The sequence below is a fragment of the Pseudarthrobacter sp. LMD1-1-1.1 genome (assembly GCF_040676255.1).
In the GTDB taxonomy this organism is placed as follows: Bacteria; Actinomycetota; Actinomycetes; order Actinomycetales; family Micrococcaceae; genus Arthrobacter.
Genome location: NZ_JBEGHP010000012.1, coordinates 349,775 through 370,497 on the forward strand (window position 1 = coordinate 349,775; position 20,723 = coordinate 370,497).

Sequence of the window (20,723 nt, forward strand, 5' to 3'; positions counted from 1 at the left end):
CCCGTCCGAGGCTTCACCCCCACCAAGGCTCACCGCCGAGCCCTCCTGAAAGGACCGCCATGTCCATGAAGTCGTTCCCCAAGCCCTCCGAACTGCCGGTTCCCGCCGGGGCCGAAGGCTGGGAAAAGATCTACCCCTACTACCTGGTGTTCCAGGACAAGCTCAAGGAGCAGGAGGACGCCAAGTTCTGGTTCTGCGACAGCCAGCACTGGCCCACTGTGTTCAAGCCCTTCGAGACCATCGGCGGCGAATTCGCGGTCAAGTGCCTGGGCCAGTACAACGCCAGGCACCTCATGATCCCCAACGCCAACGGCATCGAGTTCCGCATCCACCTGGGCTACCTCTACATGTCCCCCATTCCCGTCCCGGAGGACCAGATCGCCGCCCGCGTGCCGCTGTTCGAGCAGCGCGTCGGCCACTACTTCCAGAACTGGGAGCAGCTGCTCAAGGACTGGCACGTCAAGGTCAAGGGCACCATCGCCGAGATGGAAGCCATCTCTTTCGCCAAGCTGCCGGACATGGTCCCGCTCGAGGACATCACCTCCGGCAAGGGCAAGGACGGTTCCGAGAAGCTTCTGGAAAGCTACGACCGGCTCATCCAGCTGGCCTACCAGAACTGGCAGTACCACTTCGAGTTCCTCAACCTGGGCTACATCGCCTACCTGGACTTCTTCAACTTCTGCAAGCAGGTCTTCCCCAACATCCCGGACCAGTCGATCGCCAGCATGGTCCAGGGCGTGGACATGGAACTGTTCCGGCCCGATGACGAGCTCAAGCAGCTCGCCAAGCTCGCCGTCGAGCTGGGCCTGCAGCCCCACTTCGGAAACACGGACGACGTCGAGGCTACTTTGGGTGCCGTCGCCGCCGCACCGGGCGGGGACCGCTGGCTGGCCCAGTATGAAGGTGCCAAGGACCCGTGGTTCAACTTCACCGTGGGCAACGGCTTCTACGGCCACGACAAGTACTGGAACGTGAACCAGGAAATCCCGCTGGGCTACATAGCCGACTACATCCGGCGCGTGGACGAGGGCCAGGAGATCATGCGCCCCGTTGAGGCGCTCATCGCCGAACGCGACCGCATCATCGAGGAATACCGGGACCTCCTCGAAGGCGACAACCAGGCCGTCTTCGACGCCAAGCGCGGCCTCGCAGCCACCGCCTACCCCTACGTGGAGAACCACAACTTCTACATCGAGCACTGGACCATGGGCGTCTTCTGGCGCAAGATCCGCGAACTCTCCCGCATGATGCATGCCGAGGGTTTCTGGACCCAGCCGGACGACCTGCTCTACCTGGGCCGCAACGAGGTTCGCGACGCCCTCTTCGACCTCGTCACCGGCTGGGGCGTGGGTGCCAAGCCCATCGGCCCCGACTACTGGCCCGAGGAAATCGAACGCCGCCGCGGCATCGTGGACGCCCTCAAGACCGCCCGCCCCGCGCCTGCACTGAACACCCCGCCGGCGTCCATCACCGAACCCTTCACCCGGATGCTCTGGGGCATCACCACCGAGCAGGTCCAGCAGTGGCTGGGAGCCGGCGAGGAAGTGGAAGGCGGCGGGCTCCGCGGCATGGCCGCCTCGCCCGGCGTGGTGGAAGGCCTGGCCCGCGTGGTCACCGACGCCGACCAGCTCTCCGAGGTGCAGCAGGGCGAAATCCTGGTGGCCACCGTGACGGCGCCGTCCTGGGGCCCCATCTTCGGCAAGATCAGCGCCACGGTCACGGACATCGGCGGCATGATGAGCCACGCCGCGATCGTGTGCCGGGAGTACGGCCTGCCCGCGGTTACCGGAACGGGCTCCGGGTCCACCACCATCAAGACCGGCCAGCGGCTGCGTGTGGACGGCACCAAGGGCACGGTCCAGATCCTGGACGCCGAGGACGACCTTGTGGTTGCCGGACCCGGCGCCCACAGCCATAGCCATGTCTGATCTGGACATGCCCTCAGGAGAATATTCCACTGAGGGCATGAATGATAGAACGGTCCTCATCACGGGAGCCGCCGGCGGGCTGGGAAGGGCGTTCGCGCTTGGCTTCGCCGGCCGCGGCTACCGGGTGGCGGTGGCCGACATCAACCTTGAAGGTGCTGAGCAGACCGCCAAGCTGGTCCGGGAAGCCGGTGCCCGCGCCGCTGCCTTCGCCGCCGACGTGACCGACCTGGACTCCACGGAGCAGCTCGCCGCGAGCTGCGCGGAGTTCGGAAACGGGCGCATCGACGTCGTCCTCAACAATGCGGCGGTCTACGCGGGGGTGACCCGCAGCCGCTTCGAGGACATCGATCCGGCCGAGTGGGACCTGGTGATGAACGTCAACCTTAAGGGGCCCTGGCTGGTGACCCGAGCCGCGAGCCCCTACCTGGCCGAGGGCGGGCGCGTCATCAACCTCTCCAGCGCCACGATCTTCAGCGGCTCCGAGCAATGGGCGCACTACGTCGCCTCCAAGGGCGGGGTGGTGGCACTCACCCGGGTCATGGCCAAGGAACTGGGCCGGCGGGGGATCACGGTGAACGCCATCGCCCCGGGCTTCACGCTCACGGAAGCCAGCTACGGACTCATGGAGAACGCCGAGAACTACGGGGTGGACCGCGGGGCCATCAAACGCGCCAGCCAGCCCGAGGACATCGTGGGCGCCGCCCTGTTCCTCGCCGGGCCCGACAGCTCCTATTACACCGGCCAGACCATGGTGGTGGACGGCGGCCGGCAGTTCATCTGACCGGCCACCCCCGCCACCACCCAACCAACTTCAACCAAGGAGGACCACAATGCCAACGGTTCACTTCACCGACGCAGAAGGCACCGTCCGGGACGTCGAAGGCAATGCAGGCGATTCGGTCATGGAAACCGCGGTGCGCAACGGCGTCCCCGGCATCGTGGCCGAATGCGGCGGCTCGCTGTCCTGCGCCACCTGCCACGTCTTCGTCCGCGAGGACTGCGCCTCGCAACTTCCTCCCATGGAGGACATGGAGGACGAGATGCTCTACGGCACCGCCGTGGACCGTGAGGACAACTCCCGGCTGTCCTGCCAGCTCCGCCTGACGGAGGAGCTCGAACTGTTCGTCACCACCCCCGAAACCCAGGTGTAGCCATGGGAACGCAGGCAGTGGAGCAGGAAGCCGGAACGGCCACGGTCCCCACCAGGACCGGGCTCCTGATCATCGGTGCCAGCCAGTCCGGCGTGCAGCTGGCCGTATCGCTCCGGGCGCTCGGCTTCGACGAACACATCACCCTGCTGGGGGACGAGGACCACCGGCCCTACCAGCGGCCGGCGCTGTCCAAGGAGTTCCTGCAGGGCACCGTGGAAAGCGAATCCCTCATCTTCCGGTCCAACGACTACTGGGCCGAGCACAACGTGGACCTGGTCAAAGGCGAATACATCGTCCGGATCGACAAGGAAGCGGACGGCTCCGGAGTGGCTTATGCGTCCTCGGGCCGGGAGTTTCCGTTCAAGCGGCTGGCCCTCACCGTAGGCGCCCGCGCCCGGAAACTGGAGATCGAGGGCAGCGGCCTGGACGGTGTGCTTTACCTCCGCAACGCCGACGACGCCCTGGCCCTGAAGGCAAAAGTGGGTGACGCCACGGATGTGGTGGTGATCGGCGGCGGGTTCATCGGCCTCGAGGCCGCGTCCAGCCTGCAGAAGATGGGGAAAAATGTCACCGTGCTCGAGTTCGGGCCGCGGCTGGTGGGCAGGGCCGTGGGGGAGGAAACCGCCGAGTACTTCCTGCAGGCCCACCGGTCACGCGGTCTGGATATCCGCCTCAACACCAGTGCGGCGCGCTTCACCGCTGACGACGGCGGCAGCCGGGTTGCCGCCGTCGAGCTCCAGGACGGGACGGTACTGCCGGCACAGATCGTCCTGGTCGGCATCGGCGTCATTCCCAACACCCAACTGGCGGAACAGCTGGGCCTGGCCGTGGACAACGGCGTGGTGGTGGACCGGTTCGCGCTGGCCTCCGACGGCACCACGGTGGCCGTGGGGGACGTCGCCAACATGCCCAACCCCGTTCCCGGCTCCGAGCCCGGGGAACGGATCCGGCTGGAAAGCGTCAACAACGCCATCGAGCACGCCAAGGTGGCCGCGTATTCCCTGACCGGACGGCGCGAGGAGTACGCCGGAATCCCGTGGTTCTGGTCCAACCAGGCGGACCTCAAGCTGCAGATCGCCGGCCTGTGCAACGGCTACGACCGGACCGTAGTCCGGAACGACCGGGAACGCGGAAAATTCAGCGTCCTCTACTACCGCCAGGGCCGCATCATCGCCGCGGACTGCGTCAACGCGCCGCTGGACTTCATGGCCGTCAAGAACGCACTCGCCAAGGGCCTCAACATTCCGGCCGAGGCCGCCGCGGACCCCGGCACCCAACTCAAGACCATCACCACGGACAGCTAGCCGCCAGGCCAGCCAACCCGAAGGAGCATTATGAGCACCCCCAAGACGCCGTTTGCCCCGGCGGAGCCCGGCATTGCCGCCGGCAGCGCCCCCGGTGCCCCCGGCACCGCACCGGACACGGGCGACGCCCTGGCCGATGCCTTCGCCGCCGAATACAGCGTCCGCCCCATCCCCGCCGCAGGACCCGTGGACACCACCCCCATTGCCGGCACCCCCGCGGCCCTGGACTCGCTCGACGCGCTCTGGAAGGCCGTGGTCCACGAGACCCGGACCCGCGGCAACGACATCCACCTGCCCATCTCCCTTGCGTTCGCCGAACGGCTGTGCCGCGCCTACCCGGACGCGGATGCAGACCTGGTGCGGGTGGCCACGCTGCTGCATGACACCGGCTGGGCCCACGTGGATGAATCCCGGATCCTCTCGGAAGGGTTCACGGGGGACTGGCGCAAGGCAACCATCCGCTATGAGCACGAAAAGCAGGGCTGCGACGTGGCCCGCCGGGTCCTTCCCGGCCTGGGCTATGCCCCCGGGTTCGTGGAGCAGGTCTGCGCAATCATTGACGGCCACGACACCCGGCCCGTGGCCCGCTCCCTCGAGGACGCGCTGATGCGTGACGCCGACAGGCTGTGGCGGTTCGACCACGCCGGCATCGCCCTCGCCTCCTCCTGGTTCGGGATGGATCCCGCCACCTACACGGACCGGCTGGCCGCCGAAATCATCCCCGAGCTCATCACCGGGGCCGCCCTCGAGATGGCCACCGCGGACCTTGCCCGGTCCAACGCGCTGCTGAAGACGGCGGTGATCCGATGACCTCCGCCACGCATGACGCACCGGCCGGCGCACCGGCCCTGGCCACGCGGTCCGGCCTGGCCCTGCCGCACACCCACGTGGACACCATCTACGTCGACGGCGCCTGGCAGCGGTCCCGGGGCACCGGCCGGAACCCGGTCACCGACCCCACCACCGGCAAAGTCTGGGGCTCGGTGCCGGACGGCACGCCGGAGGACGTGGACGCCGCCGTCGGCTCCGCCCAGAAGGCTTTTGACGGCGAATGGCCCCGGCTGGCGCCGTCCGAGCGGGCCGCCTACCTGCTCCGGATCGCCGATGAAGTGGAGAAGCGCGCCGAGGACCTCTCCCTGATCAACTCGCGGGAGAACGGATCCCCGGTGGCCGAATCCGCAGGCGCCGCCGCCAACGCCGCCGGGATCCTGCGCTACTTCGCCACCCTGGCCGGATATCTGGAACAGGAGGACATCCGTCCCTTCCCCCGCGGCGGCGGCGAATCCGTGGTGCGTCGCGATCCCCTGGGCGTCTGCGCCCTGATCGCCCCGTGGAACTTCCCCATCAACCTGGTAATGATCAAGCTGGCACCGGCGCTGCTGGCCGGCTGCACCGTGGTGATCAAACCGGCATCGCCTACCCCGCTGTCCATCCGGGTGATTATCGACGCCATCGCCGCAGCAGGCGTCCCCGCCGGCGTCGTCAACCTGGTCACCGGCTCCGGCCGGCTGGGCGACGTCCTGGTCAAGCACCCCGGGGTGGCGAAGGTGGCATTCACGGGCTCGACGCCGGTGGGCCGGAAAATCGCCGCCGCCTGCGGTGAGCTGCTGCGTCCGGTAACCCTGGAGCTGGGTGGCAAGTCCAGCGCCATCGTGCTGCCGGACGCGGACCTGGACGCCATGTCCCGGGTGCTGATCAAGTCCTCCATGCGGAACACCGGGCAGACCTGCTACATCTCCACCCGCATCCTGGCCCCGGCCAGCCGGTACGACGAGGTGGTGGACATGGTCACGGCCACCATCGCCGCCGGGAAGCAGGGCGACCCCCTGGATCCGGACACGGTGTTTGGCCCCTGCGCCACCGAGGCGCAGTACCGGACGGTCATGGAATACGTCGAGTCCGGGCTGGCTGAAGGCGCCCGCGCCACCACCGGAGGACGCGCTGCGTCGCTGGCCGGAGGGCTGGAGGACGGCTACTTCATTGAGCCCACGGTGTTCGCCGACGTCACCCCGGACATGCGGATAGCCCGCGAGGAGATCTTCGGTCCGGTGATTACCATCCTCAAATACAACGACGCCGGCGGCAGCGTCGAGGAGGCAGTGGCACTGGCGAACAACACCGAATTCGGCCTGGGCGGCCTGGTGTTCGGCCGGGACGAGGACGCCGCGCTCGCCGTGGCGGACCGCATGGACACGGGATCGGTGGGACTGAACTTCTTCGCCTCCAACCACTCCGCCCCGTTCGGCGGCCGGCACGACTCCGGGCTGGGCACCGAGTACGGGATCGAGGGCCTCAACGCCTACCTGAGCTACAAGTCGATCCACCGGAAAAGGTAGGCCGCGGCAGGCGTCACGCGAGGCAGGCTTTCAGGCAGCGCACGACGGCGGAGGCCCGGGTTTCCGGGGCTTCCCCGCCCAAAGTGGGCCGAAAGCGTGCCGTGCGTGACGCCGTCGTCCGTCGTACGTCCTGCCGGGGCGTCCTAGGGCAGGGCCTGCTACGGCAGCCGCGACGGCCGCAGGACGCTGGCCTCGCCTGCCTGGGCAGGGTCCAGCGGCACCGGGCTGACCAGCACGGCAGGACCCCGGTGCAGGAAGCCGCTGGAGACGGCGCGGCAGCGGATGCCGCCGCGGCCGCGCATGGCCGGGTGGGCGCCGGGGGCGAGCATTTCATTCATCCACGCGCAGGGCTGGGCGTGCCGGCCGCCGTGCAGGGTCACCGCGGAGCCGCCGGATTCCAGCACGAAGTCCTGCCCCAACAGTGGGGCCAGCTGGGCCCCGCGCAGCACCACGTTCCGGCGGGTCAGCAGCGGATCGAACGGCGCCGAGCCCAACTCTGCGGCGATGGCCTCGAGGGACTCGACGGCGAACAGGGTCACCGCAGCATCCATGTGCGCGGCCTTGCCGAAGAACCGGTCGTCCACGATGCCCTTGCCGGCCACCACCTCAGCCTGCGGAGCATCAGTGGTGGGAACGTCGGCGGCGCCGTCCCGGGCTCGGCCAAAGTAAGCATGCGCGGGGGATACCAGCAGGTGCAGGATCTCGACGTCGTACCGGAACATTTCGGGCATACGGCCAGCGTAGGCCAGCCCGGCATTGAAATCCTGCCGCCGGATGGAAGGATCAGGAACCATGAAGACTTCACCGGCCGGCCAAGCCAGTGCGCCGCCCAGGAAGCGGACGGCCCTGTTCTGGGCATCGGCGGCTTGCGCTGCCGCCCTGATGGGGGTTGCGCTGTGGATGCTGGCAGGCAACCCCGCCGTTCTGGGCGGCCACCCGCTGCTGCCGGGCATCCTGCTGGCCGCGGCAGCCGCCGGTGCAGCCTGGGCGGCCCTGCTCTGGCGCCGCCGCGATGTCCCCCGGCCTCGCGCGCGTGTGCGCGCCATCGGCGCGTGGGCCGGCAGGCTGGCCGTCCTGGCAATTGCCGCCGGGCTCGCCTGGCTCAACCCCTTCGCCTATCAGCCGGGCCCGACGGCGGAGGCCGGGCCGGCGTCGGACCTCACCGTCACCGAAACGGACACCGCCATCACCATGTCACCCGAGGGAGCCAGAACCACCAAGGGGCTGGTCTTCTACCCGGGAGCACGCGTGGACGCCCGGGCATACCAGGACGTCCTGGCTCCCGCGGTCGGTGCCGGGTACCGGGTGGTCATCCTGAAGGAACCGCTCGGGCTCAGCCTGCTGGACGGCAACCAGGCCCGCAGCGCCATCGAGGACAACCCGGACATCACCACGTGGGCGGTGGGCGGCCACTCCCTGGGCGGGGTGTCCGCATCGTCATTCGCCCTGGCGAACACCGACATCACCGGCCTGGTGCTGTACGCCTCCTACCCGGTGGAATCGCTGCGGGGACGGACCGGCCTCTCCGTCCTCTCCGTTTCCGGGACCAAGGACGGTCTCAGCACGCCGGACAAGATCCAGGCCTCCCGGGAACTCCTGCCGGCGGACACCGAGTTCATCGCCGTCCAGGGCGGAGTGCACGCGTTCTTCGGCGACTACGGTGATCAACCCGGCGACGGCGAGCCCGGCATCAGCCGCAGCGCCGCGCAGCAGCAGATTGGCACCGCCACCGTCAGCTTCCTGGGCCAGCTGCCGGGAAGCCGCTGACGCAGCGCCCTAAGTAGGCCCAGCCGCCCGCTTCACGCACCGACGTACGCCGCCAGATGCTGGCCGGTAAGCGTGGCCCTGCCGGCCACCAGATCAGCCGGGGTGCCCTCGAAGACGATCCTGCCGCCGTCGTGCCCTGCTCCCGGACCGATATCGATGATCCAGTCACCGTGCGCCATCACCGCCTGGTGGTGCTCGATGACGATGACCGACTTCCCGGAGTCAACCAGCCGGTCCAGGAGCCCCAGCAGCTGTTCCACGTCCGCCAGGTGCAAACCCACCGTGGGCTCATCAAGGATGTAGACATCCCCGGACTCAGCCATCTGGGTGGCCAGCTTCAGCCGCTGGCGCTCGCCGCCGGACAGGGTGGTCAGCGGCTGGCCCAGTGAAATGTAGCCCAGGCCCACATCCGCCAGGCGTTCCAGGACCTTGTGCGCGGCGGGCGTTTTGGCGTCCCCCTCGGCAAAGTAGGCCAATGCCGCGTCCACGGACATGTCCAGGACATCTGCGATGTTCTGGCCGCCCAGGGTGTATTCGAGAACGGCGGGCTGGAAGCGGCGGCCCTCGCAGTCTTCGCAGGTGGACTCCACCGTGGCCATGACGCCCAGTTCGGTGAAGATCACCCCGGCGCCGTTGCAGGTGGGGCAGGCGCCTTCGGAATTCGAGCTGAAAAGCGCCGGCTTCACGCCGTTGGCCTTGGCAAACGCCTTCCGGATGGGCTCCAGCAGCCCCGTGTAGGTGGCCGGATTGCTCCGCCGTGAGCCTTTGATGGCCCCTTGGTCGATGACGACCACGCCTTCGCGCTTTGCCAGCGAGCCGTGGATGAGGGAGCTCTTGCCGGACCCGGCCACGCCCGTCACCACGCAGAGCACGCCCAGCGGCACATCAACGTCGACGTCCTGCAGGTTGTTGGTCGACGCGCCACGGACCTCCAGGGCGCCCGTGGCGTTCCGGAAGGACTCCTTGAGGCGGGCGCGGTCGTCCAGATGGCGCCCGGTGATGGTGCCGCTGGAACGCAGCCCGTCCACGTCGCCCTCGTAGACAATCTCGCCTCCGCCGGTGCCGGCCTTGGGACCGAGGTCGACGACGTGATCGGCGATGGCGATCATCTCCGGCTTGTGCTCCACCACCAGGACGGTGTTGCCTTTGTCCCGCAGCTGCAGCAGGAGCGTGTTCATCCGCTCGATGTCGTGCGGGTGCAGGCCGATGCTGGGTTCATCGAAAACGTAGGTGACATCGGTGAGGGAGGAGCCCAGGTGGCGGATCATCTTGGTCCGCTGTGCCTCGCCGCCGGAGAGGGTGCCGGCCGGGCGGTCCAGTGAGAGGTAGCCCAGGCCGATCTCGGCAAACGAGTCCATCAGGTCCCGGAGCCCGGCGAGCAGCGGCCGGACCGAGGGCTCGTCCAGCCCGCGGATCCACTGCGCCAGGTCGCTGATCTGCATGGTGCACAGGTCCGCGATGTTCTTGCCGTTGATCCGCGAGTTGAGCACCTCCGGCGTGAGCCGCGTTCCGCCGCAGTCCGGGCAGGTGGCGAACGTGACGGCGCGCTCCACAAACCGCTTCACATGCGGCTGCATGGCCTCCACGTCCTTGGAGAGCATGGACTTCTGGATCTTGGGGATGACCCCTTCGAACGTGAGGTTGACGCCTTCCACCTTGATCTTGGTGGGCTCGGCGTACAGCATCGTGTCCAGCTGCTTCGCCGTGAACTTGGCGATCGGCTTGTCCATGGGCAGGCCCATGCCCTCGAACAGGCGGCCGTACCAGCCATCCATGGAGTAGCCGGGAACAGTGAGCGCTCCTTCGGAAAGGGACTTCGAGTCGTCGTAGAGGGCGGTCCGGTCGATGTCGCTGATGTTCCCCATGCCCTCGCAGCGCGGGCACATGCCGCCCAGGTAGGTGACCTGGCGGACCACGTTCTTTTCCACCCGGCCGCCCTTCTCGGTGCTCATGATGCCGCTGGCCTTGCGGGTGGGCACGTTGAAGGAGAAGGCGGTGGGCGGGCCGACGTAGGGCTTGCCCAGCCTGCTGAACAGGATCCGGAGCATGGCGTTGGCGTCGGTGGCGGTGCCCACGGTGGAGCGCGGGTTGGCGCCCATGCGCTCCTGGTCCACGATGATGGCTGTGGTCAGGCCTTCCAGCCGGTCCACGTCGGGCCGGGCCAGGCTGGGCATGAACCCCTGCACGAACGCGCTGTAGGTTTCGTTGATCATCCGCTGCGACTCGGCGGCGATGGTGGCGAACACCAGCGAGCTCTTGCCGGAGCCGGAAACACCCGTAAACGCGGTCAGCCGGCGCTTGGGCAGCTCCAGGCTCACGTCCTTCAGGTTGTTCTCCCGGGCGCCTTGGACCCGGATCAGGTCGTGGCTGTCGGCTACGTGCGCCGCCTGCCTGGTTTCCATGTCTGCTTCCGTGCTCAAGGTGTCCCCCTCTTCCTGGAGCGGCGCCGGAACGGAGCTGCGCTGGCAGCCCCGTTCCGGCGTCGTCCGTTATATACGTGCTTGTTTATATGCCTAGGGTTGCTGGTTGATGCGGACCGTGTTGCCGGCCGGGTCGCGGAAGGCGCAGTCGCGGATGCCGTACGGCTGGTCGATGGGTTCCTGGACCACGTCGGCCCCGGTTGCCTCCACCTTGGCGAACGCGGCGTCCACGTCGGGGGAGGAGAGGACGATGGTGGCGTAGGTGCCTTTGGCCATCATCTCGGTGATGGTGCGGCGCTCGTCCTCGGTGATGCCGGGGTCCACTGCCGGCGGGTGCAGGACGATGGAGACGTCCTTTTGGCCGGCGGGGCCCACGGTGATCCACCGCATGGTGCCGCGGCCCACGTCGTTGCGGATTTCGAAGCCCAGGGCGTCGCGGTAGAACGCCAGGGAGGCGTCCGGATCGGTGGCGGGAAGGAAGGTGGAAGAAATGTTGATGTCCATGGCAGTCATGCTAGTGACGGCTCACGCGCCGGCGCTTCTCGATTCCTGACCGGTCTGGTGACCTGCTTGGCCACGCAGGCCGGGATCCCCGCCGTCGACTCCGCTGCCCCCTGCTTGTAGACGCTCGGCGGCATGCCCACCAGTTCACTGAAGCGGGTGCTGAAGGTGCCCAGCGAGGAACAGCCGACGGCGAAGCACACCTCGGTGACGCTGAGGTCGCCTTTGCGGAGCAACGCCATGGCCCGTTCGATCCTGCGGGTCATGAGGTAGCTGTACGGGGATTCGCCGTAGGCCAGCTTGAAGCGGCGGCTGAAATGGCCGGCCGACATATGGACATCCCTGGCAAGGGATTCGACGTCCAGCGGCTGGGCATATTCGCGGTCCATCCGGTCTTTGACGCGCCTCAGCTGGGTGAGTTCACGGAGGTAGGGATCGGGTGCAGGACTGCTGGTCACAGCTTCGATCGTGCTACGCCGCGCGGGCCTTGTCCAGACGTGGGGAGTATCACGTATCGGCAGTAATTTGGGCGTCCGCGCGCGGGATATGATTATGCCGCCGGCCAGCGTAAGAGGTCCTCGCCCGAACAGGGCTCGAGTCAACGCAGAGCTGGATGATGCAGGTTCCCACGGAACGGCATCCGGCGAAACCCAACCTTGAACCACCTCTTGAGCCCTGCCCTGATACTGCGCAGGCACCACCTTGGAAGGACGCCATGGAACTGTTGTGGGAAATTGCCGGCTGGGCAGGCGCGGTTGCGATTCTCAGTGCATACCTGTCTGTTTCCATGGGGTGGCTGAAGGCCGGCAAGGGCTTCCAGACCGCCAACCTCTTTGGCTCTGTCGCCTTCATCATCAATGGAACCCTGCACGGCGCCTGGCCGTCAGTGGTCACCAATGTTGCCTGGTTCCTAATCTCTGCGGTGGCGCTGGTCCGCATGCGTTCGGAGGAAGCGGCCGCCGAGCCGGTTGAAGCCGCGCATGTCCAGTACCCGGGCGTTCCGGACTCCACCGGCCAGCTGGCCGTCGTTGAGGCGTTCACCGATGCCCTGCCCGTCGTCGGTTCCGCACCCGTCCTGGCGGATGGTCCGCGGCTGGCCGTCTAGGCCAACGACGGCGGTCCGCGCCGCAGGCGCCTTAGGGCTCCCGCCCAAAAGACCTATTGACAGGACAAACTGTCTCTCATACCTTGTTAGAGCGCTCCATTATCAGGAGTGGCCTTTCAAAGGAGAGAACCCCATGAGGCTTGGTGTCTACAACGCGATCCTGCATGACCGTCCACTGCCCGAGGCGCTGACGGTCATCGCCAACCTGGGCCTGACGGGAATCGAGATCAATACCGGCGGCTTCCTTCCCCCGGTGCACGTTCCCACCTTTGACCAGATCCTGGAAAGTGACGCGGCGCGTGATGACTACCTGGCGCTATTTGAAGGGACCGGCGTTTCCATTGCGGGCCTGAACTGCAACGGCAACCCGTTGCACCCCAATCCGGAGATCGGGGAGAAGCATGCCGGGGACATCCGCCGCTCCATCAGGCTGGCGCACCGGCTGGGCCAGACCCGCGTGGTCACCATGTCCGGTCTGCCCGGCGGCGAGCCCGGGGCGACCGTTCCCAACTGGATCGTCAACGCCTGGAACTCGGCCGCACTGGACGTCCTGGACTACCAGTGGGAGATTGCGGCGGAGTTCTGGAAAGAGATCGACCAGCTGGCGCGCGAGCTCGAGGTCAAGGTGGCCCTTGAACTGCACCCGCAGAACCTGGTGTTCAACACCGCCGACGTCCGGAAGCTGATCGGGCTCACGGGCGCCACGCATGTGGGTGTGGAACTGGACGCCAGCCACCTCTTCTGGCAGCAGATGGACCCGGTGGCAGTGGTCCGCGAACTGGGCCCCCTGGTATTCCAGGCTGCCGCGAAGGACGTCCGCATCAACAAAGAAAATGCCGAACTGTACGGGGTACTGGACAACAGCTTCCGCCGGCTGTCCCCGGACGAGAACCGTACCAACCTGGGCGGTGACGAATGGGCCAACGAATGGCCACGGAACTCCGCCTGGGACTTCGTGGCCCTGGGCCGCGGCCATGACACCGCCTACTGGACGGAGTTCCTGCGCGCCCTGCACGAAGTGGACCCGGAGATGCTGGTCAACATCGAGCACGAGGACGTTTCACTCGGCCGGATCGAGGGCCTTCAGGTAGCTGCGAAAGTCCTGCGTGACGCGGACGCGGCACTGCGGGAGTCGCTGGCCTCCACTTCAGCGTAGAAGGCCTGTTCTTCCCTGCGGTTACAGCAGGGGATGGCTTTGCGCGTCCGGATCGCCGGCGCGGACGGTGGCACGGTCCACGATGTCCTGGGCAACAGCGTAGACCTTGCGGTTTGTGTCCTGGCTCAGCTGGCTGATGAGCTCGTAGGCCTGGTCGGCGGTGACACCGGTGCGGCCCATCAGGACGCCCTTGGCCTGTTCAATGACCGCCCGGTTGAGCGCCGACGCCGCCACCGCCTCGGTGGCGAGCTGGTGCCGGTCCGTGTGGATTGACGTCGTGAGGTCCACCACCACGCCCCAGACTCCGATCGGGGTGTCTCCGTCCATGATGTAGTCGGCGGAGTAGAGCAGCTTGTGCTGGTGGTCCTTGCGGTCCCGGATGGACAGGTACATGGATGACGGTCCGCCCTGGGTGGACACATGGTCCCAGTAGGCCTGCACCCTTGGCCGGTCTTCGGGCTCGACGTGGGGAAGCACCATCTCCATGGTCGGGACCACCTCGCCCCGTTCGTACCCGTAGATGCGGTACAGCCCGTCCGACCAGCGGAAGACCCCGTCCGCGAAGTAGTACTCAACGAATCCGGTGGGGCAGTTGAGGAAATCCGTGTGCTGGACGTTACCCTGCGCGGAATCTGGGTGCCTGCTGCTTGGTTTCAATAAAGGGCCGTTCGACGTGCTGTAGCCCGGCTCCCCTGCGCCCGGGCCTGAAAACACCAGAATATAGCAGGGTTTAAACGGCCGTCCCGCTTTCGAACCCGTGGACCGGTGCCGGAATGGCCCACTTTGGGGCCACTAACGACGGCGGGACCCCGGCATTCCGGGGTCCCGCAGCTCAATGCCGGCCCAGGGTGGCGATCGCCTGCCGCACCACGGCCAGGTCCAGATCGCCAAGGCCCTGCGCCACCAGTTCCGCGTACAGGTCGACGCCGGCGGAAGCCATGGGTGTGGCGGTGCGGGCAGTTGCGGCGCTTTCCAGCACGAAGGACAGGTCCTTGTGCATGAACTTCGCCGGCCCTGTCGGCGTGTAATCCTTTGCCGCGAGCCGGGGGCCCACCACCTCCAGCACCCTGCTGGCGGCGAGGCCGCCGGACAGGACCTCAAAGAGGGCTTCCACATCCAGCCCGGAGCGTTCCGCAAGCTCGGCAGCCTCGGCGAGTGCCGCCGTCGTGGTTCCCACGATCAGTTGGTTGCACGCCTTGGCCAGCGAGCCGGCACCCAGGTCACCCAGCCGGCGGACGGAGGTCCCCATTGCCTCCAAAGCCGGGAGGGCCCGGCTGAAGTCTTCCGGGGAACCGCCGGCCATGATGGCGAGGGTTCCCCGCTGCGCGCCGACCGTGCCGCCGCTGACCGGGGCATCAAGCACCGAGGCGCTTCCGCCGCTGGCATCCGCAACGGCGAGCCCGAAGGCCCGCACCGCAACCGGCGACACGCTGCTCATCACCACAACGAGTGTTCCCGGTGCGGGCGGCGCCGCCCGCCACGCCTCCAGGAGCCCCGCCGCAGCCTCTTCAATGAAGGGGAGATCGGGGAGCATGAAGATGATGACGGGCTCGTCCCGAAGGTCCGCAACGTGGCTGGCGGCGTTCCCGCCCAGCGCCTCGAGATCGCGGACGGCGCCGGGGGAGCGGTTCCAGCCCGTGACGTTCCACCCTGCCGTGAGCAGGTTGGCGGCCATCGGCGCTCCCATCAGCCCCAGCCCGACGAACCCCGCACTTTTGGGCGCAGGGTCCGTGGGGGCGGCGTTGCCGATGGTCACTTGGCATCCTCCACGAGCACCAGGTCGCGGCCGTTGGTTTCCGGGGTGAAGAAGGTGGTGGCGAACGAGATAGCCGCCAGGACCAGCGAGTAGAGCGCGGGTACCAGCCAGGAGTGGTTGGTGGCCGCCAGCAGCGCGACGCCGATCATCGGGGCGAAGCCGCCGGCGAGCACGGCCGAAAGTTCACGGCTCAGGGCCACGCCGGTGAAGCGGTGCTGCGAGCCGAAGAGTTCCGGGAGCAGGGCGCACTGCGGGCCAAGCATGGACTGCACGCCCAGGGCGATGCCCACCACCATGACCACCCAGACCAGGGCCACGTTGCCGAGCGTCACCAGGTAGAACGCCGGCAGGGCGATGACGGCCTGGAAGAGCGCGCCGTAGCGGTACACGGGAACCCGGCCAAAGCGGTCGGACAGGGCGCCGAAGGCAACAACCAGCACCGCTGCGAAGCCCGCGGCGATCAGCAGGCCGGTGGGGCCGATGAACTTGTCGCCGGGGAAGACGCCGGCCGGCATGCTGATGAAGGACACCAGCAGCGCGGAGTAGATGGACGAGTTGCCGTTTTCCCCCATGCGGAGGCCAATGCCCACCAGCACGTTCTTCTTGGAGTGCTTCCAGATCTGGCCCACCGGGTTCTTGACCACGGCCTTGTGCTTCTCCAGTTCCTGGAAGACCGGGGTCTCCTTGAGTCGGAGGCGGATGAAGACGGCAATCGCGATCAGGATGATGCTGGCCAGGAACGGAACGCGCCAGAGCCAGCCCTGCAGGACCTGCTTGTCCGCCAGGGCCATCAGGGCAAAGGTGCCGGCGCCCAGGAGGGTGCCCAGCTGGATGCCCACGAACGGCAGCGAAGCGAAGAAACCACGACGGCGGCGCGGGGCCACCTCGGAGATGAGGGTGGTGGCACCTGCCTGCTCGGCGCCGGCGCCCAGGCCCTGGAGGATGCGCAGCGTCACCAGGAGCACCGCCCCCAGCATTCCCGCCTGGTCGAAGGTGGGCAGGAGGCCGATGGCGCAGCTGGAGAGGCCCATCAGGCCGATGGTCAGGATGAGCACCATCTTGCGGCCGAAGCGGTCGCCGATGTGGCCGAAGACCACGCCGCCGAAGGGCCGTGCCGCGAATCCGACGCCGTACGTGGCGAAGGAGGCGATAACGGCTCCGCTCTCGCCCAGCGGGGCGAAGAACAGTGGTCCGAAGATCAGGGCCGAGGCCAGGCCGTAGATGTAGAAGTCGTAGTACTCCAGGGCGGACCCTACGGAGCTGGCAAGTGTTGCCCTTCGCAGCTGGTCCGGATCGACGACGGCGCCGTCCGTGGTGGCCTGCGGTGAGTTAGTACGAGTTGTCACGAAAACTCCCTCTAATGCACTCCAGGCCCCCGTTGGCCTGGTGGGATAGCGGCAACACCTGTTGTGTCGATCACTATGCTGAACACAATACAGCAAGCTGAACAACTGGCAACAGTTTTTGGTTTTGAGTTACGGAAAGCCGCTGGGCCGGCCCGGGCCTAGCCCATCGGGTTGCCCAAGGAGTGGGCCAGTTCCTGCAGTTCCTTGACCATTTGGGAGCCCTGCTCCGGCGTGTAAGTGGCCTTGAGGGCTGTCACGGACAGGCCCAGGCTGGGACCGTGGGCGCCGCGGGTGGGGACGGAGACGGCGAGGCACACCACGCCGGTGGTGGATTCCTCGTCCTCGAAGGCAAAGCCCTGCTCGCGGATCTCCTTCAGCTGCGCCTTCAGTTCCGCGCCGGTGCGCAGGGATTTGGGGGTGAGCACCGGCAGTTCGGCGTCATCCGGGAACATTTCCTCCAGGTCATGGTCACGCAGCCGCGCGATCAGGGCCTTGCCCACGGCGCACAGGGACACCGGCATCTTGTCGCCGATGTTGGACGTGAGCCGCACGGCGGGGTGGCCCTCATACCGGGCCAGGTAAATGACGTTGGTGCCATCCAGCATGGCGATCCGCACCGTTTCGCGGGACAGGACGGAGGCCTGCTCGCAGTAGCGGTAGAACTCCTGCACCTCATCCATCCGGCCGAGATACGCGGCGCCCAGTTCCACCAGCTTGCGGCCCAGCGTGAACTCCGAGCCCTGCCGGCTGATCAGGCGGGCCTCCTCCAGCGCCAGCAGGAGGTTGGAGGTGGAGGACTTGGGGATTCCCACTTCGCGCGAGAGGTCACTCAGGGTGAGGCGGCCGGTGGCCGAGGCGGCAAGGGCATCCAGGACGGCTGCTGCCCGGGTGACGGCCGGCGCCGGCGAGGTGGCTCCCGCTTTGTCGGATGAAGCGGGGATGTGGGAATCGGCCATGATTCTCCTTAGGTCGCCAGGGCAGACTGCGGTTCCGTTCAGTCAACTGAACGCAATCCATCATAAGGGCCGCGGCGGTTCACGGCGCCGTCAGGCCACCGGGCTGCCCAGGGTCCCGATGCCCTCCACTGCGATCTCCACCCGGTCCCCGGGCTCGACGGGTACCACTGTGGCGGGCGCTCCGGTCATCACCACGTCGCCGGGTTCCAGGGTCAGCCATGAAGTGACGTAAACGAGGCAGTCCACCACCGTGGAGGGGAGGTTGAAGGTCCCGGAGCTGGCCTTGGCTGTCCCGTTGACGTAAACGTCGATGGCCACCTTTTCGGGATCCGGGAGTCCGGTTTCTATCCAGGGGCCCAAGGGTGTGTAGTTGACGCCGGCCTTGCCCTGGAAGTTCCGCTCATCCACCGCGTTCTGGTCCACGTTGGTGACGTCGTTGACGCAGGTGTAGCCCAGGACATGGTCCAGGGCGTCCTCCGCGGTCAGGCTGGCGGCTGTCCTGCCGATCACGACGGCGAGTTCACCCTCGGCATTGACCGTGCCTTTGCCGCGGACCGCGGTGATGGTGTCGCCGGGTCCGGCGACGGTGTGGACGGACTTGTGCCACGCCTGGATGGGCAGTGGGTGGGCATTCAGGGTCCGGTTGTGGCCAATGCCCAGGACGACGGCGGGCGTCACCGGGGCGAGGAATGTTGCCTCGCTGTGGGTGGTGGTGCCGCCGGTGTAACGGAGGGTTTCCTCAAAGGGGTCGATGATGTGGTGCCAGGTGCCGTCGCTTTCAACGGCGTGCTGCGGGCCTGCTGCTGTCTGGATTCTGGCGATGCGCACTTCTCTGCCTGTCCTAGTAGAAGTGGACCGTGTCCACGAGGTGGGGGAGGTCGCCGCCGTCGAGGAACGTCCGGAGGTTGCTGCAGAACCGTTCGGTGATGAGGCGGTTCTCGGCGGCGCTGAGGGCTGAGGTGTGCGGCGAGACCATGACCTTGGGATGGTTCCACAGGGGGCTGTCCTGGGGCAGTGGTTCCACGGCGAAGACGTCAAGGCAGGCGTAGCCCACCTGGCCGTTGTCCAGGGCCTCCAGCAGCGCCTCCTCGTCCACCACGGTTCCGCGGCCCACGTTGACGAAGGTGGTCCCGGGCTTCATGGCGGCGAACAGGTCCCGGTTGAACAGCTTTTCCGTGTAGGCGGTGCCGGGCAGGGTGTTGACGACGGCGTCTGCCGTGGCCAGGAGGGCGGGAAGCCCGGCGTTGTCCACCACCTGGTCGATTCCGTCGATGGGCTCCACGGTCCGCTTGGTGCCGCTGACCTTCATCCCCAGTGCCCGTGCGATCCGGGCGGTTTCCAGTCCGATTTCGCCGAGGCCGCTGATGACCAGGTTGGATCCATTGACCAGCCGGGTGGGGACCCGGAGGCTGGGCCAGGCCTTTGCAGCCTGGTCCTGGGCAAGTTCGGCGCTGCGCTTGAAGCCGTTGAGGATTCCCATCGCTGCGAACTCTGCGAGGGGCAGGGCGTGGACCCCGGCGGAGGTGGTGATCTTGAACTTCTGCAGGACGTCCTGGCTCAGGCCCGACGCCTTGACCGCTCCGCCCGCCCCGGCCGCCATCGCGTGGACCCACTCCAGCCTTGGGTTTTCCCGGGCGATGCGCGCCAGGCCGTCAGGACTCTCGTTGGGAAAGCCGTACAGCACGTCGGCACTGTTGAGCATTGCCCAGTAGCGCTCTTCCTGTTCAGCCGTCCGTTGGAAGGCCGGATCCCCTGCGTGGTCGGCCGGGAAGCGCTCCGGCGGCAGGAGGCCGGGCTCGTAAAGGACAGTGACGGCGGGGTCAACGGCGCGGATCTGGTCCACAAGCTCTGCTTCGAGCGGGACAGCGATGGCCACGGTCTTGGTGGAAGTCATGCGTACAGCATACTGGGTGATGTTCGAAATATTGAACACCTGGCGACACATGGTTCTTTTACTGCGATTAGTTTTTCAACGAATGACATTAGCCTGCTCCCCCGACGCTTCCTGGCTGATTCTTGGAAGTCGTCGGGTTTGCCTGCAGTCAGGTGGGTCCGCGAGGTCACTGTCACAACGTCTTAGGGAGCACGTTTTGGATTCGAAGGACCATGAAGACAGGCTTGTCATGCTGGGGGTCAACGGCGGACCTGTCATCGCGCCCGGCGAGGCCCAGCCGGCCCTCGCGCTTGTAGTCAACAATGCTGTCTACCTGGTGGACTGTGGGCTGGACAGTGCACGGCAGCTGGTCCACTCGGGGCTCGGCTTCGGCCCGGTCCGGAGCGTCTTTATTACCCACCATCACTTCGACCACACTTCAGGGCTGCCGGCGCTGCTGCTGCACGGATGGACGGCCCGCCCGCCGCTGTCGTTCCTTGACCTGTGGGGACCGCCCGGGACCAAAGCCAAGGCAAGGAACCTCCTGGCCGGCTTCGAGGACGACATCTCCCTGTACCAGGCGGGTGGCGGTTTTGGCCCGTTTCCGGCGGTCGAAGGCCACGACATCGAACTGCCTGCGGATGGCACCATCACTCCCGTCATGGAGGATGAGAACGTGGTGGTGGCCGCAACCAGGGTGTTCCACGGCCCGGAAGTGGCGGACTCCTATGCGTACCGGTTCACCATTAAACGCACGGGCAAGGTGGTGGTCTTTTCCGGCGACACTGCCGCCCATGACGCAAACCTGATTGCCCTCGCCAAGGACTGCGACGTTCTGGTCCACGAGACACAGGACAACTCCGCGGTTGAGAGAATCGCTGCCGGTCTTCCCGGGCCGCAGGCCGCCGAATTGACCAAGCACTTGTTCGAAGCGCATTCCAGCGTCCTTGAACTGCCGGCCATAGCCGCAGCTGCAGGGGCGGGGAAGCTCGTCCTGAGCCATTACACCCCCACCGTTCAGCCTCCGGAGGTGTGGCTGGCCATGGTGCTGCCTGCGGCCGAAAAAGCGGGATACACGGGAGAAATTGTCGCTCCCGCGGCTTTGGACGTAATTCCCCTGTGAC

General features: G+C 67.0%; 20 protein-coding genes. 10 read left to right on the top strand and 10 right to left on the bottom strand.

The window, feature by feature from the left end; all coding sequences use genetic code 11:
- Nucleotides 1–59: 59 nt before the first annotated feature.
- The 6 genes from MRBLMD1_RS07160 to MRBLMD1_RS07185 are packed head-to-tail and all read left to right on the top strand — an operon-like array spanning nt 60 to nt 6,719.
- The gene (locus MRBLMD1_RS07160) at nt 60–1,928 is read left to right on the top strand and encodes a PEP-utilizing enzyme (RefSeq protein ID WP_159634786.1); all 1,869 of its coding nucleotides are present in this window, start codon (nt 60–62) and stop codon (nt 1,926–1,928) included.
- 37 nt (nt 1,929–1,965) lie between these two features.
- A complete protein-coding gene (locus tag MRBLMD1_RS07165; RefSeq protein WP_159634783.1) occupies nt 1,966–2,709 on the top strand; it encodes an SDR family NAD(P)-dependent oxidoreductase in 744 nt (247 codons plus the stop codon).
- 49 nt (nt 2,710–2,758) lie between these two features.
- Nucleotides 2,759–3,079, top strand: coding sequence for a 2Fe-2S iron-sulfur cluster-binding protein (locus MRBLMD1_RS07170; protein WP_286400767.1), 321 nt, complete (start codon nt 2,759–2,761; stop codon nt 3,077–3,079).
- A gap of 2 nt (nt 3,080–3,081) precedes the next feature.
- Nucleotides 3,082–4,383, top strand: coding sequence for an NAD(P)/FAD-dependent oxidoreductase (locus tag MRBLMD1_RS07175; protein WP_364398495.1), 1,302 nt, complete (start codon nt 3,082–3,084; stop codon nt 4,381–4,383).
- Nucleotides 4,384–4,413: 30 nt separating this feature from the next.
- Nucleotides 4,414–5,193, top strand: a complete 780-nt coding sequence (locus MRBLMD1_RS07180; RefSeq protein WP_159634777.1) for an HD domain-containing protein — start codon at nt 4,414–4,416, stop codon at nt 5,191–5,193.
- Nucleotides 5,190–6,719 (top strand): aldehyde dehydrogenase family protein, encoded by a 1,530-nt coding sequence (locus MRBLMD1_RS07185; RefSeq protein WP_159634774.1) that lies wholly within the window; start codon nt 5,190–5,192, stop codon nt 6,717–6,719. Before MRBLMD1_RS07180 ends, MRBLMD1_RS07185 begins: the two co-directional genes overlap by 4 nt.
- A gap of 158 nt (nt 6,720–6,877) precedes the next feature.
- Here MRBLMD1_RS07185 and MRBLMD1_RS07190 read toward each other — a convergent pair whose 3' ends face one another.
- Nucleotides 6,878–7,450 carry an MOSC domain-containing protein gene (locus MRBLMD1_RS07190; protein ID WP_364398498.1) on the bottom strand — a complete coding sequence of 191 codons (573 nt, stop codon included), beginning with the start codon at nt 7,448–7,450 and terminating at the stop codon, nt 6,878–6,880.
- Nucleotides 7,451–7,511: 61 nt separating this feature from the next.
- On the opposite strand from MRBLMD1_RS07190, the gene MRBLMD1_RS07195 reads away from it, so the two are divergent.
- A complete protein-coding gene (locus MRBLMD1_RS07195) occupies nt 7,512–8,486 on the top strand; it encodes an alpha/beta hydrolase (RefSeq protein ID WP_364398500.1) in 975 nt (324 codons plus the stop codon).
- 32 nt (nt 8,487–8,518) lie between these two features.
- On the opposite strand, the gene MRBLMD1_RS07200 is transcribed toward MRBLMD1_RS07195, so the two are convergent.
- The 3 genes from MRBLMD1_RS07200 to MRBLMD1_RS07210 form a co-directional block, all read right to left on the bottom strand.
- The gene (locus MRBLMD1_RS07200) at nt 8,519–10,888 is read right to left on the bottom strand and encodes an excinuclease ABC subunit UvrA (RefSeq protein ID WP_364399311.1); all 2,370 of its coding nucleotides are present in this window, start codon (nt 10,886–10,888) and stop codon (nt 8,519–8,521) included.
- Nucleotides 10,889–10,999: 111 nt separating this feature from the next.
- Nucleotides 11,000–11,419 carry a VOC family protein gene (locus MRBLMD1_RS07205; protein ID WP_159634762.1) on the bottom strand — a complete coding sequence of 140 codons (420 nt, stop codon included), beginning with the start codon at nt 11,417–11,419 and terminating at the stop codon, nt 11,000–11,002.
- Nucleotides 11,416–11,865, bottom strand: coding sequence for a helix-turn-helix transcriptional regulator (locus tag MRBLMD1_RS07210; protein WP_364398502.1), 450 nt, complete (start codon nt 11,863–11,865; stop codon nt 11,416–11,418). The genes MRBLMD1_RS07205 and MRBLMD1_RS07210 overlap by 4 nt, the downstream gene beginning before the upstream one ends.
- Before the next feature lie 257 nt (nt 11,866–12,122).
- Between MRBLMD1_RS07210 and MRBLMD1_RS07215 the strand changes: the two genes are divergently transcribed.
- Both MRBLMD1_RS07215 and MRBLMD1_RS07220 read left to right on the top strand, forming a co-directional pair.
- Nucleotides 12,123–12,512 (top strand): CBU_0592 family membrane protein, encoded by a 390-nt coding sequence (locus MRBLMD1_RS07215; protein ID WP_364398504.1) that lies wholly within the window; start codon nt 12,123–12,125, stop codon nt 12,510–12,512.
- A gap of 133 nt (nt 12,513–12,645) precedes the next feature.
- The gene (locus MRBLMD1_RS07220; RefSeq protein ID WP_159634753.1) at nt 12,646–13,668 is read left to right on the top strand and encodes a sugar phosphate isomerase/epimerase family protein; all 1,023 of its coding nucleotides are present in this window, start codon (nt 12,646–12,648) and stop codon (nt 13,666–13,668) included.
- A 21-nt stretch (nt 13,669–13,689) separates the two neighbouring features.
- On the opposite strand, the gene MRBLMD1_RS07225 is transcribed toward MRBLMD1_RS07220, so the two are convergent.
- From MRBLMD1_RS07225 to MRBLMD1_RS07250, 6 genes are all read right to left on the bottom strand, one after another.
- A complete protein-coding gene (locus tag MRBLMD1_RS07225) occupies nt 13,690–14,325 on the bottom strand; it encodes a PAS and ANTAR domain-containing protein (protein WP_159634750.1) in 636 nt (211 codons plus the stop codon).
- Nucleotides 14,326–14,500: 175 nt separating this feature from the next.
- Nucleotides 14,501–15,424, bottom strand: coding sequence for an NAD(P)-dependent oxidoreductase (locus tag MRBLMD1_RS07230; protein WP_268891554.1), 924 nt, complete (start codon nt 15,422–15,424; stop codon nt 14,501–14,503).
- Entirely contained in the window at nt 15,421–16,770 is a 1,350-nt protein-coding gene (locus MRBLMD1_RS07235; RefSeq protein WP_159634747.1) for an MFS transporter, read from the bottom strand. Before MRBLMD1_RS07235 ends, MRBLMD1_RS07230 begins: the two co-directional genes overlap by 4 nt.
- 158 nt (nt 16,771–16,928) lie before the next feature.
- Nucleotides 16,929–17,726 (bottom strand): IclR family transcriptional regulator, encoded by a 798-nt coding sequence (locus MRBLMD1_RS07240; protein ID WP_159634744.1) that lies wholly within the window; start codon nt 17,724–17,726, stop codon nt 16,929–16,931.
- A gap of 90 nt (nt 17,727–17,816) precedes the next feature.
- On the bottom strand, nt 17,817–18,554 hold the full coding sequence (locus MRBLMD1_RS07245; protein WP_364398508.1) for a fumarylacetoacetate hydrolase family protein: 738 nt from the start codon (nt 18,552–18,554) through the stop codon (nt 17,817–17,819).
- A 13-nt stretch (nt 18,555–18,567) separates the two neighbouring features.
- Nucleotides 18,568–19,620 carry a D-2-hydroxyacid dehydrogenase gene (locus tag MRBLMD1_RS07250; protein ID WP_224024102.1) on the bottom strand — a complete coding sequence of 351 codons (1,053 nt, stop codon included), beginning with the start codon at nt 19,618–19,620 and terminating at the stop codon, nt 18,568–18,570.
- A gap of 196 nt (nt 19,621–19,816) precedes the next feature.
- Between MRBLMD1_RS07250 and MRBLMD1_RS07255 the strand changes: the two genes are divergently transcribed.
- Complete coding sequence (locus MRBLMD1_RS07255) at nt 19,817–20,722, top strand: MBL fold metallo-hydrolase (protein ID WP_364398510.1); 906 nt, start codon at nt 19,817–19,819, stop codon at nt 20,720–20,722.
- The last annotated feature ends 1 nt before the right edge of the window (nt 20,723 follow it).

Bases quoted from the DNA above. Each gene is read 5' to 3' on its own strand.
- MRBLMD1_RS07185 (WP_159634774.1), top strand. From the start codon at position 5,190: ATGACCTCCGCCACGCATGACGCACCGGCCGGCGCACCGGCCCTGGCC.
- MRBLMD1_RS07240 (WP_159634744.1), bottom strand. From the start codon at position 17,726: ATGGCCGATTCCCACATCCCCGCTTCATCCGACAAAGCGGGAGCCACC.
- MRBLMD1_RS07170 (WP_286400767.1), top strand. From the start codon at position 2,759: ATGCCAACGGTTCACTTCACCGACGCAGAAGGCACCGTCCGGGACGTC.
- MRBLMD1_RS07165 (WP_159634783.1), top strand. From the start codon at position 1,966: ATGAATGATAGAACGGTCCTCATCACGGGAGCCGCCGGCGGGCTGGGA.
- MRBLMD1_RS07220 (WP_159634753.1), top strand. From the start codon at position 12,646: ATGAGGCTTGGTGTCTACAACGCGATCCTGCATGACCGTCCACTGCCC.
- MRBLMD1_RS07195 (WP_364398500.1), top strand. From the start codon at position 7,512: ATGAAGACTTCACCGGCCGGCCAAGCCAGTGCGCCGCCCAGGAAGCGG.
- MRBLMD1_RS07175 (WP_364398495.1), top strand. From the start codon at position 3,082: ATGGGAACGCAGGCAGTGGAGCAGGAAGCCGGAACGGCCACGGTCCCC.
- MRBLMD1_RS07180 (WP_159634777.1), top strand. From the start codon at position 4,414: ATGAGCACCCCCAAGACGCCGTTTGCCCCGGCGGAGCCCGGCATTGCC.
- MRBLMD1_RS07200 (WP_364399311.1), bottom strand. From the start codon at position 10,888: ATGGAAACCAGGCAGGCGGCGCACGTAGCCGACAGCCACGACCTGATC.
- MRBLMD1_RS07205 (WP_159634762.1), bottom strand. From the start codon at position 11,419: ATGACTGCCATGGACATCAACATTTCTTCCACCTTCCTTCCCGCCACC.
- MRBLMD1_RS07160 (WP_159634786.1), top strand. From the start codon at position 60: ATGTCCATGAAGTCGTTCCCCAAGCCCTCCGAACTGCCGGTTCCCGCC.
- MRBLMD1_RS07190 (WP_364398498.1), bottom strand. From the start codon at position 7,450: ATGCCCGAAATGTTCCGGTACGACGTCGAGATCCTGCACCTGCTGGTA.
- MRBLMD1_RS07215 (WP_364398504.1), top strand. From the start codon at position 12,123: ATGGAACTGTTGTGGGAAATTGCCGGCTGGGCAGGCGCGGTTGCGATT.
- MRBLMD1_RS07250 (WP_224024102.1), bottom strand. From the start codon at position 19,620: ATGACTTCCACCAAGACCGTGGCCATCGCTGTCCCGCTCGAAGCAGAG.